This window comes from Carnobacterium mobile DSM 4848, from assembly GCF_000744825.1.
Taxonomy (GTDB): Bacteria; Bacillota; Bacilli; order Lactobacillales; family Carnobacteriaceae; genus Carnobacterium_A; species Carnobacterium_A mobile.
The window spans coordinates 1884848-1902659 of the sequence record NZ_JQMR01000001.1 but is presented as its reverse complement, the minus strand read 5'-3'; the positions used below and the strand labels follow the sequence as shown (position 1 = coordinate 1902659).

General features: G+C 32.4%; 14 protein-coding genes. All 14 read right to left on the bottom strand.

Annotated features, from left to right (window positions below; translation table 11 throughout):
• Positions 1–112: 112 nt before the first annotated feature.
• Positions 113–1009: an ROK family protein gene (locus tag BR87_RS09090; protein WP_035031239.1), complete on the bottom strand. Its 897-nt coding sequence runs from the start codon at positions 1007–1009 to the stop codon at positions 113–115.
• A 28-nt stretch (positions 1010–1037) separates the two neighbouring features.
• Positions 1038–1859: a MurR/RpiR family transcriptional regulator gene (locus tag BR87_RS09085; protein WP_035031237.1), complete on the bottom strand. Its 822-nt coding sequence runs from the start codon at positions 1857–1859 to the stop codon at positions 1038–1040.
• Between the two features lie 136 nt (positions 1860–1995).
• Positions 1996–2442, bottom strand: coding sequence for a NanQ anomerase/TabA/YiaL family protein (locus tag BR87_RS09080; RefSeq protein ID WP_051929775.1), 447 nt, complete (start codon positions 2440–2442; stop codon positions 1996–1998).
• 21 nt (positions 2443–2463) lie between these two features.
• A complete protein-coding gene (locus BR87_RS09075) occupies positions 2464–4002 on the bottom strand; it encodes a sodium:solute symporter family protein (protein ID WP_035031234.1) in 1539 nt (512 codons plus the stop codon).
• A 78-nt stretch (positions 4003–4080) separates the two neighbouring features.
• Entirely contained in the window at positions 4081–4980 is a 900-nt protein-coding gene (locus BR87_RS09070) for an N-acetylneuraminate lyase (protein WP_035031232.1), read from the bottom strand.
• Between the two features lie 51 nt (positions 4981–5031).
• Positions 5032–5724: an N-acetylmannosamine-6-phosphate 2-epimerase gene (locus tag BR87_RS09065; protein WP_035031230.1), complete on the bottom strand. Its 693-nt coding sequence runs from the start codon at positions 5722–5724 to the stop codon at positions 5032–5034.
• A gap of 600 nt (positions 5725–6324) precedes the next feature.
• Positions 6325–7053 (bottom strand): YcjF family protein, encoded by a 729-nt coding sequence (locus BR87_RS09060; protein WP_035031228.1) that lies wholly within the window; start codon positions 7051–7053, stop codon positions 6325–6327.
• A gap of 402 nt (positions 7054–7455) precedes the next feature.
• Positions 7456–7599 carry a hypothetical protein gene (locus BR87_RS13070; protein WP_156959103.1) on the bottom strand — a complete coding sequence of 48 codons (144 nt, stop codon included), beginning with the start codon at positions 7597–7599 and terminating at the stop codon, positions 7456–7458.
• Positions 7586–8623, bottom strand: coding sequence for a hypothetical protein (locus tag BR87_RS09055; protein ID WP_035031225.1), 1038 nt, complete (start codon positions 8621–8623; stop codon positions 7586–7588). Before BR87_RS09055 ends, BR87_RS13070 begins: the two co-directional genes overlap by 14 nt.
• A gap of 115 nt (positions 8624–8738) precedes the next feature.
• Positions 8739–11039, bottom strand: coding sequence for a hypothetical protein (locus BR87_RS09050; protein WP_035031223.1), 2301 nt, complete (start codon positions 11037–11039; stop codon positions 8739–8741).
• 215 nt (positions 11040–11254) lie between these two features.
• Positions 11255–11380: a hypothetical protein gene (locus BR87_RS13510; RefSeq protein WP_264298042.1), complete on the bottom strand. Its 126-nt coding sequence runs from the start codon at positions 11378–11380 to the stop codon at positions 11255–11257.
• Positions 11381–11404: 24 nt separating this feature from the next.
• Positions 11405–12397: a hypothetical protein gene (locus tag BR87_RS09045; protein WP_035031220.1), complete on the bottom strand. Its 993-nt coding sequence runs from the start codon at positions 12395–12397 to the stop codon at positions 11405–11407.
• A gap of 494 nt (positions 12398–12891) precedes the next feature.
• Positions 12892–15888: a type III restriction-modification system endonuclease gene (locus tag BR87_RS09040; RefSeq protein WP_035031218.1), complete on the bottom strand. Its 2997-nt coding sequence runs from the start codon at positions 15886–15888 to the stop codon at positions 12892–12894.
• Between the two features lie 15 nt (positions 15889–15903).
• Positions 15904–17811: a site-specific DNA-methyltransferase gene (locus BR87_RS09035; RefSeq protein WP_035031216.1), complete on the bottom strand. Its 1908-nt coding sequence runs from the start codon at positions 17809–17811 to the stop codon at positions 15904–15906.
• Between the last annotated feature and the right edge of the window lies 1 nt (position 17812).

Genomic DNA, 17812 nt, shown 5'->3' with positions numbered 1-17812 from the left:
CACAGTTTAAACAGCATCTACTTCATAGTAAACCAGAAAAATATTCCTACTTTTTTAAGTAGAAGAACAAGATTTTGTTTCAATAATTCCAAGCCGTTCTAGAAGTCTTCCTTCAGTCGACGATAAAGTGTTTTTCTTTGAAGTGGTAAACTGCTCCAATCATTCCTGCAGAGTTTCCTAATTCTGCACAACTGATTTTTCCAGGCAGCATACGAGTAGAAATAATGTGTTGTTTTAATTTATCTTCTATTTTATTTTCTAAATACTCTTTTTGCGCAGCGACACCACCGCCTATCACAATTGTGTCAGGAGAAATGAGATAAGTTGCTGCCAACAATCCTTGATTCAAGGCGGTCAACATATTGTCAATGGCTTTGGCTGCTTCATTATCACCAGATTTAGCTTTTTCAAAGATAACTTTCCCATTCAGTTGTTTGACAGGAATGCCACTCAACACACTATAATCGGCGACTAAAGAAGATGCTGAAGCCTCCTCTTGCAGTGTTCTGCCGCTCGGCATAGGAAGATAGCCAATTTCTCCAGCAGAGTGAGCAGCACCACTCCATAACTTACCATTCAGTATCACTGCGCCACCTAAACCAGTTCCAATGGTAACACAAACAAGAGAACGGCTTCCTTTTCCGGCTCCTCTCCACCATTCACCGAGAGCAGCGCAATTCACATCATTTTCTACTTCACAAGGAATACCAAAGGAAGCCTCAACCATTTGCTTGATTGATGTGTTTGTGTAGTCAGGAATAGTAGGTCCAGCAAATACAACTCTACCTTCTTGAGAATCAACTACTCCTGCTGTAGAAACAGCAATCCCCTCAACAGTATTTTCTTCTTTCATAGATTTAATAATTTCGGTAATCGTTTTCATGATGTAATTGGTTGTTTCGGACTTTGGTGTCACTTTTTCATATAAATCTGTGAGTGCAGTACCAGAAGAATCAAAAAGTCCGTATTTTATAGCTGTTCCGCCAATATCTAAAGCCAAAATATTCATTGTATCCTCTCCTTTAAACCATACATACCTAGTCTTTTTCTTGCAAGGCTTCAAAAGTTTCTTGCCAAATTTCTTGTCGCTGTTTGCGGTTTGTCTCCATGAAAAAAGCATAAATGATGTCAATCATAATCAAAATAGGAAATTGTGGTGAAATGATATTCCCTGTACTTAAGTTGTCTTTTATTGCAAAAAGCTGAACTTCATCACAATAAGCAGAAGTTTCATTTGTTTGATTTGCTGTAAATAAAATGGTTTTAGCTCCTCTTTTTTTAGCCATTTTAAGGCCAGTTAAAACCTCAGAAGTTTGCCCACTGATTGACAACCCGATAACAAGACAATCTTTTCCAAGAAGAACTTGGTTCATTTGCATAATATGGTTATCTGTTATCGCTTCGCACACAAGGCCAATACGCATAAAACGAAATTTCATTTCTTCTGCTACTAGCCCTGAACTTCCTTTACCATATATGTAAACTCTTTTTTGTGACAATAACAATTTAATGATTCGCGATATTTTTTCTTGATCAATGATAGAATAACTTTTATTTAAGAGTTCTTGATAACTATCAAATACGTTTGTCATTAAATTGGATGGGAGAGGTTTTGACTCTGTAAAGGATTCTTGATATTGATAAATAAACTCCCTGTATCCAGAAAATCCGCATTTTTTAGCAAATCGAGTCAAAGAAGCTTCAGATACAAATAATCTTTTAGAGACAGCTTTGGAAGAAAAATCCGTAGAGGAGTCATGGTCTGCAATAAAGTATTGGGCTATTTTTTTTTCTAGCGGAGTCAACAAGTTAACCATCGATTCAATATGTGGAACAATACTTATTTTATAGTCAGTCATTTTATTACCCTCTTTTATCAATCTTTACCTTTAGTTTAGCATAGTGGAAAACTTATTTTTAGTTAAATAGTAATAATAGAGACAAAGCGAAAGCTTCATCTCTATTATTCAGTATCAGTTAAACATAGCAGCTTTCTTAAATTTTTACTTTAAAAACACCTTTTTTAACAGTCATTTCCTTATCTGCTTTAACACCCGTTTTATGTGTATCTTCAGGATAAAATACTAAAAGCTGATTTGGAGATAAGTTGATGATATTTTCTTTCGTACCTGTTATTTCGAGGTAATCATCTTTCTCATGATAGTCACTAGTTTCCATGTTTTCGATGAAGCTATGGTAAATACATTCTACACCTGTTACAACGACATGAATATCAAGATACGCTTTATGAGCTTCCCAGATACGATTTTTTTCATCTGTTGTGTCGTATTCGATAACATTTACAAAGAAATCATCTCCTTCAATAGGATGAGTTCCTTTTTCCATTGAAGCTAAATCATGTTTCTTTAAATAATCTATTACTTTTTGCTGAGCTGATGTGATATTTCCATTTACTTGAGATACCAAACTAATCAATTCCATATTTCTTTTTCCTCCTTTGAATTAATGAACCGGAGTCGTATGATCTGCTCTGATTTCTGGGATATCCGAGACTGTTGTATACTTCGGAGTTTCTGTTTTTACTGGAATTAACAGAGAAACAATGTAACCAACAACTAAAGAAACAGTTATGGAGATAAGAGAATAGGACCACAGACTAACCGCTTCAGAAGGCAGTCCGTATTTGATAAAGATCATAACTGCTGAAGAAGAAATCAAAGCAGCGTAAGCCCCAAATTTGTTTCCTTTTTTTGTAAAGATTCCCAGGGCAAACGTTCCGCCTAATACACCAAGGACAAGTCCCATAAAACCATTGAAAAACTCATAAGCAGATTGGATGTTAGAGTGAGCCATTACGATTGAAATTGCAATTGCAAAGATACCTACCCCTAAAGAAATAGATCGAGCTAGTGCTGTTTTGGCTTTATCATCCATGTTTTTAGTGATAACTTCTTGTATGTCTAAAGTCCATGAAGTAGCAACAGAATTCAAGCCGGTTGAAAGCGTTGATTGAGACGCAGCGTAGATAGCGGCTAACAAGACACCTGTCATCCCTACTGGAAGACGATAAGCAATAAAATAGGCGTAAATCTGGTCTTGCGGAATGGCTGCACCAGCATCACCAGGATTTTGCACTTTGTAATATACATAGAGACCAGTACCAATCAGATAAAAAGCGGTTGCAATAAAGATTGAAAGTAAACCATTCGTAATCATCATTTTGTTTAATTTTTTCGTATCTGTAGTTGTCGTAAATCGCTGTACAATATCTTGGGAAGAAACGTAAGAAGAACAAGTATTCAGACCTGCTCCGACCACCATCATAATAACAGAAGTTTTTAAGATGTTTGGATCAAAAATAGCCTCATCAGGACCTAAGAACTTATTGTTCCCCATAGCACTAAAGATTTCGCCGAATCCTCCGTTTATGTCTTTAACAAGGAAAAATAGCGAAAGTGTCACACCAATCAATAATACAACCCCTTGTATAAAGTCTGTCCATAAAACAGATTTAATCCCGCCGGTGTAAGAATAGATAATAGCAATTACACCCATAACAATAATTAAAACGTTTACACTAATGCCGGTAAGTGTTGACAAAGCTACTGATGGCAAATACATGATAATGGACATTCTTCCAAGTTGGAAGATAATAAACATTAAAGCACCTATAACACGTAACCCTTTTGAATCAAAACGTCGTTCTAAGTAGTCATATGCTGTATCAATATCTAATTTAGCATAGATAGGCAAAAAGAAACGCATAGCAATTGGAATAGCAATAATCATACCCAGTTGAGCAAACCACAAAATCCAGCTTCCCGCAAAAGAGTTTCCAGCTAATGTTAAGAAAGAAATAGGGCTCAGTAATGTAGCAAATATTGAAACAGATGTTACATACCAAGGTATTGAACCATCACCTTTAAAAAATTCTTTTCCTTCCATATCTTTTTTAGAGAATAAAAGACCTGCTAAAAGCACTAAAATTAAATAAACGACTAAAATGACAAAATCAATTGTTGTAAAACCGGATTTCCCCATAAATTAAGCTCCTCTCCATGATTGTAAAGAATCAAATCCGGCTTCCTAAAAATGAAGGAAGCTGGATTTGTTAATTTTTTATTTTACATCTTTCAAGTAAGTATCATAAATTTCTTTTGAACGGTCAATTTGAGCCTGTGTTGCAGAAGCCATTGGTTTCCTAGATAAGAATGAACCACTATCGCAACCCTGTAATTTAAGCAATTGTTTAATCGTTGGGTATAATCCGTTATCAAGAATTGCTTCAATCAAGTCATTAGTATCATTTTGAACAACAAGAGCTTCTTGAATTTTTCCAGCTTGTGCTAGTTCCATGATTTTGCGGCTGCGAATGCCGTTGACGTTGTATGTTGAACCGATTGCTCCATCTACATTATTAATAACAGCCGGAAGCAGCATCTCATCGAATCCTGAGAAGATCAAATGATCTGGACAAGCTTTACGTAAACGCTCTAGTAAAAAGAAGTCAGCAGCAGTAAATTTAACTCCAATGATCTTGTCATTTTCGAATAATTCTTTAAATTGAGATACACCAATTTCAACACCAGTAAGAGCAGGAATTGAATAAACGATTAAGCGATTATCTACTTTATCTACTAAATCGAAGTAATATTGTTTTACTTCTTCAAAGCTGAATTTGTAGTAGAAAGGAGTAACAGCTGAAATTGCATCATAGCCTAATTCAGTAGCATATTGTCCTAATTCAATAGCTTCATATAAATTTGTACCGCCAACTTGAGCCATTAAAATAACTTGATCCTTTACTTCGTCTTTTACGATATCAAAAATTTGTTTTTTCGTTTCTTTTTCAAGCATAAAGTTTTCTCCAGAAGAACCACCAACGTACAACCCATCTACTTTCATGTTTTCGATATTGTGACGAATTATTTGTCGCAATCCTGCTTCGTTTACCGTACCGTCTTCGTTGAAAGGAACCAATAACGCTGAAATCAATCCTTTTAAATCTTCGTTTGCCATGTTTAATTCTCTCCTTTAAGTTTTGTTTTTTTATCATACGTATAAATTAATTTACTTTATTGCAGCGACGAATGTTTCTGTAATGAGTTGCGGGCGAGTGATAGCGGATCCTACTACAACACTGTATACACCAATTTCTAAAACACGTTTTACCTTTTCCGGTGTATTGATGTTGCCCTCTGCAATAATAGGTCGGTTTAGCTTTTCAACTGCTTTCTGTATAAGGGAAAAATCATCTGCTTCAATTTTATTCCCTTTACTTTGTTTTGTGTATCCTACTAATGTAGTTCCGATAAAGTCAAATCCTAAAGCATCCGCTTTCAACATTTCTTCAAACGTTGAACAATCTGCCATTAAGGAAACGTCTGGATACTTTTTTCGAATTGCATAATAAAACTCATCTAATGTTTCGCCATTCGGACGAACTGATGAAGTAGCATCTAATGCAATAATTTCAGGTCCAACTGTCATTAACTCATCGATTTCTTTCATTGTAGCCGTAATGAAAACCTCGCTGTCTTCATAATCTCGTTTGATAATACCGATTATAGGCAAGTCAACTAGTTTCTTGATTTCTTTAATATCTTCAGCCGAGTTAGCTCGAATACCGCTTGCACCGCCTTGTTCAGCTGCTACTGCCATTCTTCCCATAATAAACGACGAATGTAGAGGTTCATCGTCTAATGCCTGGCAAGAAACGATTAGATTGCCTTTGAGCTGTTTGCTCCAACTCGAATCTGTCATATGTAATCACCTTCCTTTTATATACCGCTTACAATTAAAAGTATAGAGGATAATGAAACTAATTTCTATACCTTTTAAAATTTAGAAAGTGCTTTCAAATTAAACGAAATAAGAATCAAAAAAAAGCATTTTTTGAAAGTGGTTTCATTTCATTTGAAAGTAAAAAAAAGAGTTGATCCCTCTACTCTGAACAGCCCGTTTTTTTTGATCAGTATACTAGCTATTGCTTCGAAGTAACTTAATTAAGTAGTTTTTTTATCTCAGTTCATATCCAACGGAAACACATATTTTAAAAAAAAAGAGACAAAGTAAATACTACTTTGCCTCTTTGAGAAATCTTCTAGTATAAAGCTATTTTGGTTCTTTGTTAAATTGTATTGGTAACCTTTAGATAATGAAATTTCCTCCGGAATTTAAGCGGCTTCCTGCAAGAGCCATGGGAACGACTGGAGCCTTTCAAGTCTCAAACGAAGCCTAACTAACCGCTTCGTAATTCGCATTGAATCCTTTACATGGCTGCAAGCAGCCGCTATTCCTCCGAAAATTTCAAGTTGTGGAATAGATCCATTCTTCTTACCAACACTAAACATAATAGAACCTCTATTTTTTGCTTCCAGACTTAGTAGACCCTTGAAGTAGTTTAAGCAACGTACGAAACTGTCCTTTAAACGACAGCATTTGTTCAAAAATATCTTCCCCGTCATTTAGCATTTTTACAGTCACCCATCCTAAAGATTCTGTGATTGCACTAGCAACGGTCGCGTTGATTGCAGCGCCTGTAACAGTCCCAACAGCAGGAATAAGCTTTAGCATATTCCCGACTGCACTTCTGCCCACACCAACCACTACTAGTTCCTTAGATAAGCTTTTACCGAGACTTTCAGACCAAGACTGACCGAATATCTTATGCAACCGAGCCATCATCGTTAACTGAACCGGCACCAACAAGAAAGCATCCGAAAAGGGAATAGGTGAACAGCCGATAATCGCTGCTGTTAATGATGCAGCATGAATAGTCTTATGGCATTTTTTACGCGTTACTTCATCGACACCTTCCAAAAAGGTCTCAAACACACTGTCAAATTGAGTTTTGCTTTTAGCCAACGTTCTTTCAGCTTGTTCTCTTGATTTATCATAAGCACTTAATATGATGGTTGCTGTTTTTTGCGGCAATCTTTTTAATACTTCTGAAAAGAAGGAGTCAAATTCATTTTCATTTTCCTCCAGATCACTCTCTGAAAATTCTCTTTCAACTTGATCTTCAGCTGCTTCTTTTTCTTGACGTTCTTTTTTACCAACGGTCATTCTTTTATTGAACAACTTTCCCATAACAATCCCACCTTTATCATTAGTTATTATAGAGCAAGTAAAACTTGTGAATCGATTTGAATAAGACCTTTCAAAGTATCAATTGGTCAGATTCTAAGTCTCATTTCCTTTTAGTGGTATTTTCTAAAATGGAAACAACCACTTTCCCCCTACCTTCATTTACCTCAATTCATTATCCAACGGCAAGATCCTTTCATATATGTTAGATTGCTATTCCTCAAAGCAAGCAGAATAATACTACTATTCACTTCTTCGTAAACGAGGGTATTCAAAAAATGATTTTTTATCCCTAGGAAACTTTCGCTCATAACTCTATGCTTTTTAATTGTCTATAATACCTTTATTGAATATAACTTTTTAAGCCAGTTTGTTTTATTCTAATTTTTGTTAATCCTAGAGCAACTATTTTTTTAACTTCTTTATAGTTACTAACCCTATACTCATGAGTAGCGGTGCTCCACCAACAGCTAATTTCTTTAAAAATTGGATACGATCATTCTCTTTTCGCTTATCATATTTCCTTTTTTCTTTCTTAGCTTCTTTCATCACATTCACCTCCAGAGTATGCAATTTCTTTATAAACATCATTATCAAGATTTCTAATATTTTCGAATATATTGGTTTCCATATTCTCTAGTGATAATAATAGTTCATTAACAGATTTACTATATAAATTGTCTGTTTTTTCGAAAGAGCCATCTATTTCCACTTTAATATCATCACTATAAATATTTTCAATTTGTTCATAAAAAGTTCCAATAGAAAGACTCAAAGCTGTGTATTCTTCTAGTTCTATATAACATCTCATTTGAATTTTGTAAGCTTCACTATAAGGGTAAAAGTCATTTAAAATTTCTTTTGCTTTCTGGTTACCTTCATCTGCAGACATTCTCTTTCTTTTCGGCTGTTTCTCATCATCCATTAATTGTTTTACTTTCATTTCTATTTGTTTATAGAACATATTCTTAGCCTTCAGCGCTTCATTTAACGTATTTACTAACATTTTCTTTCTTATAGAGTCATTCTTAATGGAAAGCGCTTGACTCATAGACTCACTAACACTAATGACTCTTGCTAGCCGATCGTTTTCAAGACTTTTAATTAGTGTTTCAACGCCTTTGTTTACTTTGTCAATTTTGTTTTCTAATGTTTTTAGTTGAGCATACAACGCTGCGGTCGCAGCCATATTAGCCAAGCTAGTTATTTCTGATACCTTTGATATTTCTTTTAAATCAAGATTTCTAACGATTTGTCCAGTTTTAACATCTCTAACTTGCGCTTTGATTGACCCGTCTTTTGCATTTGAAAAAGTATATTCCCCACTTTTGATTTTATTAGCAATATTTCTTGGCAAATCAACAACCATTTCATTCTCACTTAAAAAAAACTCGAGTATATTAGGACTATTTATTATAATGCCAGTCATTGTATTAGCGATACTATTTTCTCTGCTAAAAGAAATTAAATCAGATAGCCGTCTATTCTGCTTTCCAATTTTCCCAGGATTAATTCTATTCTTACCAATAACAGTTACTCCATCTTCAGAAACATACATGACTTCTTCTGGCATCTAATAAACACCCCAATCTAGTTTTTAAGACTAACAATATAGTCGTTAATTTTATATCTTTATTCTTTTCTGCAATAAGACTACCTAAATAAAAATTACATTCAGTTAGGTTTAATTATACAACTTGCAACTCCAGTCGGTATTCACCTTCTATTTCTATAATAGAGTTACCATCAACAGAATAGTTATAAGTATGTCCACCAGATATTTTTAATCTGTACTTTTTGCTAATATCTAGAATAAAACCAATACATTGTTTTAAATCGATAGTATATACCCAATAGTAACTATCCCCATTAACACTACCTAACATTTTCAAGCTATCTTCTTTGTAAGCTGTAAAAGCTATATAGTTAAGCGTGATTTCTTTATCAATCACAGATAGAGAAACACTTTTTCTGTTTTCTATCTTTTCATACTCATTCATAAACCTATTCAGCAGATTTACCTCATTTGACTTTGCATTATCAATTTCAAAGTACTCTTTTAACATCCTTTGAAAACCTACTGAGACGCTGACAAAAGGTAATAAAAACACCAAAGAATTTTCTTTTATTATTTCGCTCGATGATTCTGATTCACAAGTGTTTTGGTTTTCAGTTGTCAATAACTTCTTATCACTCTCACTTTTTTTGAAACTAGAGAAATTTAAATTTCCAATATACTTTTTTGCATAAGTTTGGCATATTTCCAGTAATTCATCCTTATAGTATTTATTATTTATTTGTATTTCATACTCAGACATTAAATAAACTCTTTTCAAAGAAATCTTCATTAATGCTGCACTGCCTTTTTTATCTAACAGTTCTAAAATACTTACAAGAATCTCATCATCTATTAATTGAAAGTCCGTACCTTCAGAGTTAAGTTCTTCAAATGCTGCAAATAGTTTTAAATAATAATCAACAGTGTCTATTTTGTAACTATCCGCAAGGTGAATTGCTAGCTTAGTTTTGCTTCTTGGATTATCATATACAAATAACATATTTAAATAGACATCATTATCATATGCAGCATTATCAACTATACTGATTTCATACTCTATACCTTTTCTTTTTTTAGAAGGGAACTCTTCTAAAACCATAGTATTAAATAAAACTTGATCATTCATTGTTATTTTCATTTCCTTTTTTGCTTTAAAGTAATAGAGTATGCCATAATCTAATTCGCTTATAATAGGTTCACTATTTTCAAAAATAATACGGTTATCTTTAGCAGATAATATATAAAAACATTGATTTATTTTAATATCAGTTAACTGGACTTCCTTTGACATACTATGATCATCAAACAAAATATAGTCTTTGTATAACTCTTTTTTTGAATCGTATAAAACTGTATCTCCATATGAAATCTTGTAACTTAATTTACTTAAAAAAAGATTAAGCTCATATTGTTTAGGATTCGTTTTCCAACTGACTCCGCCTTCTTTTAAGCTAACTTCCTTTTCTAAGTATGCTTCTTGATTATTATAAAATGTGACTGTTGCTTTCGGATATGTAATTCTTTCAGGAATAATATAATGTTGAGGAATTAAAATATAAAATAGCGGATTTACTTGTCCTCTTATTGTTGCGCTGATAGTAGCTTTATGCATGATTTCTTTATCCTTCATTTTTACAGTAGTTTCCATTTCACCAAAGTTAAAGTTTTTCAATTCTTTTTGAAACATAACATCGAACCTGTTCTTAGGGTTAAAGATTGGAATTTCTTTTTTACTTAGCGCATCAAACTGTAGAAAAAATCTTTTCATTAGAGATTTAACCCGTTTGCTTTTTGTTAAGTAAGCCTGCATAAAAGACTTTGGTATAGATTGTAATTGCATAGTCATCAACGTAGGAGCGGCTTCTTCTTTAGTAGCGTTATTAGTATTTATTTGCCTAGTAAAGGCTACAGTTAAATAAGTTAAAAAGGCGTTTATACTTTTACTCGTAGTATCCATCCCTAAATCTTTTAAGTACATAAAATAAATTGTCTTTATTATTTTTGAACTATAGTTGTTTGGTATAACACTCTGCATTTGAATAGTTTCAACATATTCGTTTCTATTTGTTCCTTGATAATAGGGCAAAGAGTTCGATGAAATAAATGAAGAGATATAGCCTTTTATCTCGCTTTGTAAGTTTAATTCATGCATTTGGTATTTTTTACTTAACTCTTCCCAAAAACGACTCCCGTTAATTTCATACATACAAAAAAGGATGGCTCCCATTGTCACAATCATAGATTTTTCAGAGTAAGTATATTCATACCGATTGTTATTAGGATATTTCAGTATTTGCTGTGCTTTTATTTGTATCTCATTATACAGCTCTTCTTCTACATGCATAAATCCTAAAAGCCTTTTCCTATTTCCGATAAGATTTTTTTCATCATCTCTTACTAAGTAATTAACTTTTGCCTGTAGTTTCTCCAAATGTCTTCACCTTCAAGTTAGATTAGATAATATATGGTTCTTTACTCTGTATTATAATGGAGACCGCAACGTTTGTAACCACTTTCTTTATCAGTATTTATTAGTAATACTTTTTTAGTATGAACTTTGCTATTGTAAATATTACATTTCAAAGAAAAACAGTCTAAAGTTGCTTAATTAGCAATCTCAGACTGTTTATTTACATCTATCCCTTTTTAATGTTTTTTATCTTGATGATCTTTCAAAATTTTTGCAGCATTTGATTTCTGTTTCTTGGTAGTAGTTTTACTACTTAATTTTTTTCCAGCATTTCCTACTTTTCCACCGCTATGTTTTGCCATTATAGGCATTCCTCCTCCCAATATTTATTTAGTATTATTATCAGATTCTGATTCTTCTATAATCTTTGTTATTTCTTGATCAGAAAGAATATTTCCATTCCTTTTAACAGCTTCGTTCGTATGCTGCTCAAAAAACTGATCTAATAATCCAGGATTTTCAAATGTTTTATTCATGATATATTTTTTTGTTTTACCACGCTTCACTCTATATACTTCATCAATTTCTATCTTTCTTAATATTTTTTGGGACGGTGGCTTAACTTTAATAATGTTGCCATTTTTATCTCTTTTTATTTCACATAGATTTGAAAGTTCTGCACTATGCTTAGCTTGTCTCCACTTTAAAATAACGTTACTCAGGTAAGTATTTGCAGAAAAGCCGTATTTTTTTGAAATTATTTGCTTTGGTACCAATATTATAGGGTTACCCTTTTGATCCTTTATATATCTATTCTTTAAAATCTTCCAACTTCTCGAAGATGCATCCCAATATTGCCCATAATTTATTTCATCAATTTCAATTGCTATATGATAAAGAATAGCTTGCTCTAATGTATATTCAATTAGTTCCTTCTTCAATATACTAATGATTAAATCAGACATTCTGTCTTCTGCAAAATCTTCTACAAATAAAACCAAGCTAATTGGATTAGAGAGAACTTTATTTTCCAATACTTTTGAAGAAAGTACTGTATCAAATAACTTAGTCAGTGCTTTTTCAGACGTACCTTTTCCTTTATTTGTTTTAGAGTAGCCTAAATGAACACTGTTCGTTTCTCCAGATTGATTAAATAATTTTATTGCTTGGTTTTTTCTATTTGTTGAATAAAGATTTAAAACGGTTTCAAAAAAACTGTATACATTGTGACTAACCTTCTTCGAGAAATCAGTATCTACTAATTCTCTAAATAATGTTGGATTTAAAAACAGTAATGCATCACTTTCTAAATTTACATCCACAAAGTCTATTTCTTCTTGTTTTAATCCAATTTTAAATCTTTCTGTTACTTTTTGCACTAGTTCGCCTCATTTTCTATTATTGATAGAGAATCAAAATAGTGTTCTGCACATTTCTTTATGTAGTCAGTAGGTTATTGCGTTACACTTACTTATCAAAAAATCTTCACAAACGTATTAATTTGTGTTAAAATTTTAGGCGTATAATAAAATAAGCTTGTATTCTACAACAACTTTGGATTTACGTTCAACACATATTGAGATACACAACACTAACAATAGATTTGCAGATCTATTGTTTTTTTTCGCTCTCTTCACTACATATAGTATCACAAACATTCGTTCTTTTCAATGTAATGTCTAAATATAACATCCTTAAACGGTTTTTATTAAAAACTGAGGATTCATATGATAAATAATAAAAAACGTAAATGCGAGCTCATTTTTGCCAAATCAGAAGCCGTTAAGTGTTTTTTTGGTAAAAACAAAAATATGTTGCACTTTTTTGATAATTATCAAAAAGTACAACATATAGTATTAATATTAAATTCTATTTAGCTTCTTGCAATATCTTGAAGTTGCTCCAACGACTCTACAGGTTTTAATTCTACTTTTGTGTTCAACGCTTCGAAATGTTTAATTCCACATTCAATTTTCTTGCGTTCTGTTGGTCTTAAATCTTCAGATAAGACACTACCTTTAGTTTCTGCTACAAAATAAAGTTTCCGTTCATCATCTTCTTCCAATAGGACTGCCCAGTCAGGATTATAGTTTCCTAATGGAGTACGAATTTTAAACCAATTTGGGAGTTTAATATAAAATTTAACACTCGGATCTTGCTCGCAGTCTGTTGCAAATTTACGTTCGACTTGCGAGTCATAAACAACATAATCATATATGGTGCGTTCTGTAGTTGTTTGAATCATATTCCTTTCTAAGTAACCCGATAGTTCTTCAGTATCAAATAACTCTTGAGAGTAATAATCATTATCACCAATTTTTTGATATTTAATCCCGTCTACAATTAATTCTCGTTTGCAGGCATTAATAATTTTCGCTACATTCATCATATACATTTGAGGATTTTTTTTGAAGTCTTTTAATGTATTGCTTTCTTTCAAAATACGAACAATTGTCTTCCTTGTTAGTTCAGTTTCATTTTGCAGATACGTAATGATATCTGGAGCTACATAGTCATGAGTTATATTTGTTAAATATGTGTCTACATTTTTATCAGTAACATAACCTGCATCTTTTGTAGCTATCATAGCTTTAATAAAATTCATTTTAACTTCGCTGACAATAACCTTTTCTCTTAAATCTCTGGCAGCTATGGTAATCAAAGTTTCTGTATCAAATTCAACAGAATAAGTCGTTTTATACTTAATCGAATCCCAAAGTTCTTTGAAATCCAGATTTAAAAAAGCTTCTTTTTTGAAGGCTACTTGTTTACGAGCAGCATGATTTTTAACTTCCAAGGTTTTAATCTTACTTTTTGTTTTATGAATAATGCTTGTTTCAAAACCAACTAAGTTACCAGGGATATCAAGCGTTTCTTCTTTAATTGCCAGCTTCAACGCATCAGTTGCTTTTCCGTTTTTCGCAATATAATTTTTAAATTTAAAGAATTCAAAAAGTTCAGCAGCTCTTTCGTTGCCTAATAATTCTTTTTCTCCCAAAGCTTCATCAGTTATACGCATGACGTTTGAAAACGTATCCTTCTCAAAAACTCCAAATTTTATACCTGACTCTTCTTCAAACTCATTTTGTAGTCCTTCAGCAAACTCTTCGTAACTCTCGTTCGCCATAACAGTTAATGTATTTACGTCAAATCCATATTGACGTTCACCTTCTTGGTTAACTGCCAAACGTAGACCTCGTCCAATTTTTTGGCGTTTAGTGATAGTGTCTTTTGTATCCACTAATGTACATATCTGGAAGACGTTCGGATTATCCCAACCTTCTTTTAAAGTTGAATGAGAAAAAATAAAACGCATTTTTCTGGCTTTATTGTTAGCTGCATTATTTTCTTTTTCAGCGTCATAAAAGGTTAATAATTCTTCCTTATCTTTCATGATTGCATTGTAAGTAGAATCATCTGCTGCAGTTTTCCCACTAGAATCTTTTACTTTTCCTTTGTTATCTACTGAAAAGTAACCGTCATGGACTTCAGAAACTGGTATTTCTTTATCACGAATTGTTGAAAATTTTGGTTTGTTAATTAGTTTTGTATATTCCTCTTCAAACATATCCGCATATTTTCCGTTTATCTGATATCCATCTTTATCATACTGACGATAGTTCTCAACTCGATCAATAAAGAACAAACTTAATACTTTGATTCCTTGTACGTTTAAACGCATTTCTTTTTCAAGGTGTTCTTCAATAGTTTTACGGATTTGTTGACGTTTAAGAATATCCTCATTCGTACCGCCAATTTCTTTTCCTTTAGTTAATAAGGCATCGTAACTAGTAAATTCAATATATTCATTTTCTTCACCAGTATAGATTTCACTTACTATCAACCCTTTATCATAAGCATCTAATTTATTGGACTTGATATATAAATCATCGCCCTGTCTAACTGTAACTATTTTCTTATCAATGCTGTTTTTATTACGGTAATTTATTTCTATCTTAGCTGAGAATTGATTGCTCTTATTACTGACGCTGACTAATCTCATATAAGCATCATTCCCGTCATTTTCAGTTTTAATGCCCGCTACTTCTATCTGCTTAACTAATTTTTCATCGTACGCTTCTACTGGACCTAATTTGTATAATAAAGGGTATTTCGATTTATGCGTAGCTGAGTATCTGAATATCACAGATGGATTCAGTGATTTAATCGCTTCTTTTGATTTAGCAGTGTTATCAACTGATTGTGGTTCATCTATGATCACAATTGGATTCGTTTCCTGAATTAATTCAATCGGTCGCATACCACTAAGAAAATCACTTTCACGGTAAATGATGTTAGATTGATCTTTATTTTTAGTGTCCTTAATAAAAGCTTGGATATTGATAACCATAACTTGAATTGTACTATCTACCGCAAAGTTTCTTACCTGATCTAGTTTTTTACTGTTATACGTGAAGCTATTGTAAACAATTCCATTAAACTTCTTCTTAAAGTGATTCTTTGTCATTTCTAGTGTTTTATTGACTCCTTCTTTAATAGCCAATGAAGGCACAACAATCACAAATTTTGAAAATCCATATTGCTTGTTTAGTTTCAAAATAGATTTTAAGTAAACATAGGTTTTACCTGTTCCTGTTTCCATCTCAATATTGAACTGTTTTTCATTATTCTCCAACTCTTCTGAAGGAGCTATGTTGTTTTCTAACTGCACTTTTTTCAAATTCTTAATTAATTCATCATTGGGCAAATCAATTTTATTTCCAATCCCATGATCATTCCACAACTTTCCTTGTAAGTCATTACTGATTACTGTGAAGTTGGACTGCTTAATTCCTTGCCCTTCAAAAAGATTAATTACTGAATTGATAGCTTTTTCTTGATACTTCAATTCATCAAATTTTATTTTCATTTTTCAGTCCACCTTTTAAATACTCAACAAATCAGAATCTTGATATCCCGCATCTTTTAGAATTTCATAACAATTCAGTTTTTCCGTATCATTCTCAAAACCATTATCTTTAAATACTACTTGACTAGTTTCAATGTCATAATTATCTTTTAAACTTACAATTTTACGCGCTACGTTGCGGTTAATTTTTTCGTTTAGACAAACAAATAAATTTCCAAATGCTACATCGTAAATTTTAAATCCTTCAGTTAGTACTTCATTAATAGGATAAGTTAAATCTAAACCATTTTTTAAGATGATTTCATACAATATGTCTTCTTCTGAACGCCCATTAACAAAGTTACTTTCAAATAAGTCGATTTTTGTTTCTATATCATCAAAATCAGCCTGCCACTCATTCAAATTGGAAGTATCTAAGTTGAAGACTTTAAACCCAATATCTAATTCATCAGAATTTATTTGACCTTCTGAGAGTAAGCCTTCTTTATTATTTTTATCAATTAAATCATTTTTTACTTTTTCTCCACCACGACGAATACGTTCTTCACCAATATCACAAATTGTATGATATCCGTTTTTATAAGCTTCCGATTTCTCATCTAATATTTCAGGTAGTTGCACCATAATAAACTTACGACTTCCACCATCTTCAGCATTTAATTTCATCATTGCTTGAGCAGTAGTAGCTGAACCAGAGAAAAAATCGAGAATAATTCCATCTTTGTTTGGACATCCTACTCTAATTAGTTCTTTTAATAATAGTGTAGGTTTTGCATATTCAAAAATACCCTTTTTATTAAAAGCATTATCTATTTCTATTGCTGAATTTGACGAAAACCCGAAATCTAACAAAATTGTAGGCAAAGTGAGCCCATCTCTCACTTCTGAAAGATATCTTTTTAAAAATGGGGAGCCTGAATTTTTTCTAAAAGAAACTTGGCCACTTTTAATATATCTATTCATTTTTTCCTTATTAAATAACCAACACCTTCCATCAGATGGATAAAATTCTTCTCCTGTTTCAATGTTCTTAATTGGGTAAGTTAAAGAACTAACGAAGCGTCCTCCTTTTCCGTTTGCACTCAGATCTGAAGCTACCCATGGACCACGAGGATCTTTATCAGGATTGGTATATCGAGATATAGAATCTTTATTCCTTGGTAATAATCCTAACGATAGTACATTAATGTCTCTTGCATAAACAATAATATATTCATGTATTCTACCGATATTCCTATCATTAGGTGGAGTAGCTCTTTTTTTCCATATTAACTTCTCAACAAAATTTTCTGTTCCAAAAATTTCATCACAAACTTTTTCTAAATTTGTTTGCTCATTATCATCTATACTAATAAAAATAACGCCATCATTTGTTAATAGGTTTCTTGCTAGTTTTAATCTTGAATATATCATATTTAACCAATCAGTATGGTACCTACCGTTACTTTCTGTATTAGAATTAAATTTAACACCCTCATTGTCTTTTTGACCTGTTAATTCTAAATATGAATCTACGCTATCTTTGAAATCATCCTTATAAACAAAATCATTTCCTGTATTGTAGGGTGGATCGATATAAATCATTTTCACTTTATTATTGTATGATTTTTGTAATAATTTGAGTACCTCTAAATTATCTCCTTCGATGTATAAGTTTTCTGTTGTATTCCAATTCTTACTCTTTTCTTTAACTGGTCTTAGTGTACCTTTGGAAGGCTGTTGAGCAAATTGCATCGTTTCTTTTTTTCCATGCCAAGTAAAATTATACCTATCTGGACTATCATCAATCTCTTTACCTAACAATAGTTGTAACTTTTCAAAATCAATTTTTCCATCCGTCATAATTTCTGGAAATAACTGTTTTAGTTTTTCTATATTGTTTACCGTTAAGTCTGGAGTCGTACCCTTCATTTTGTCAAACATG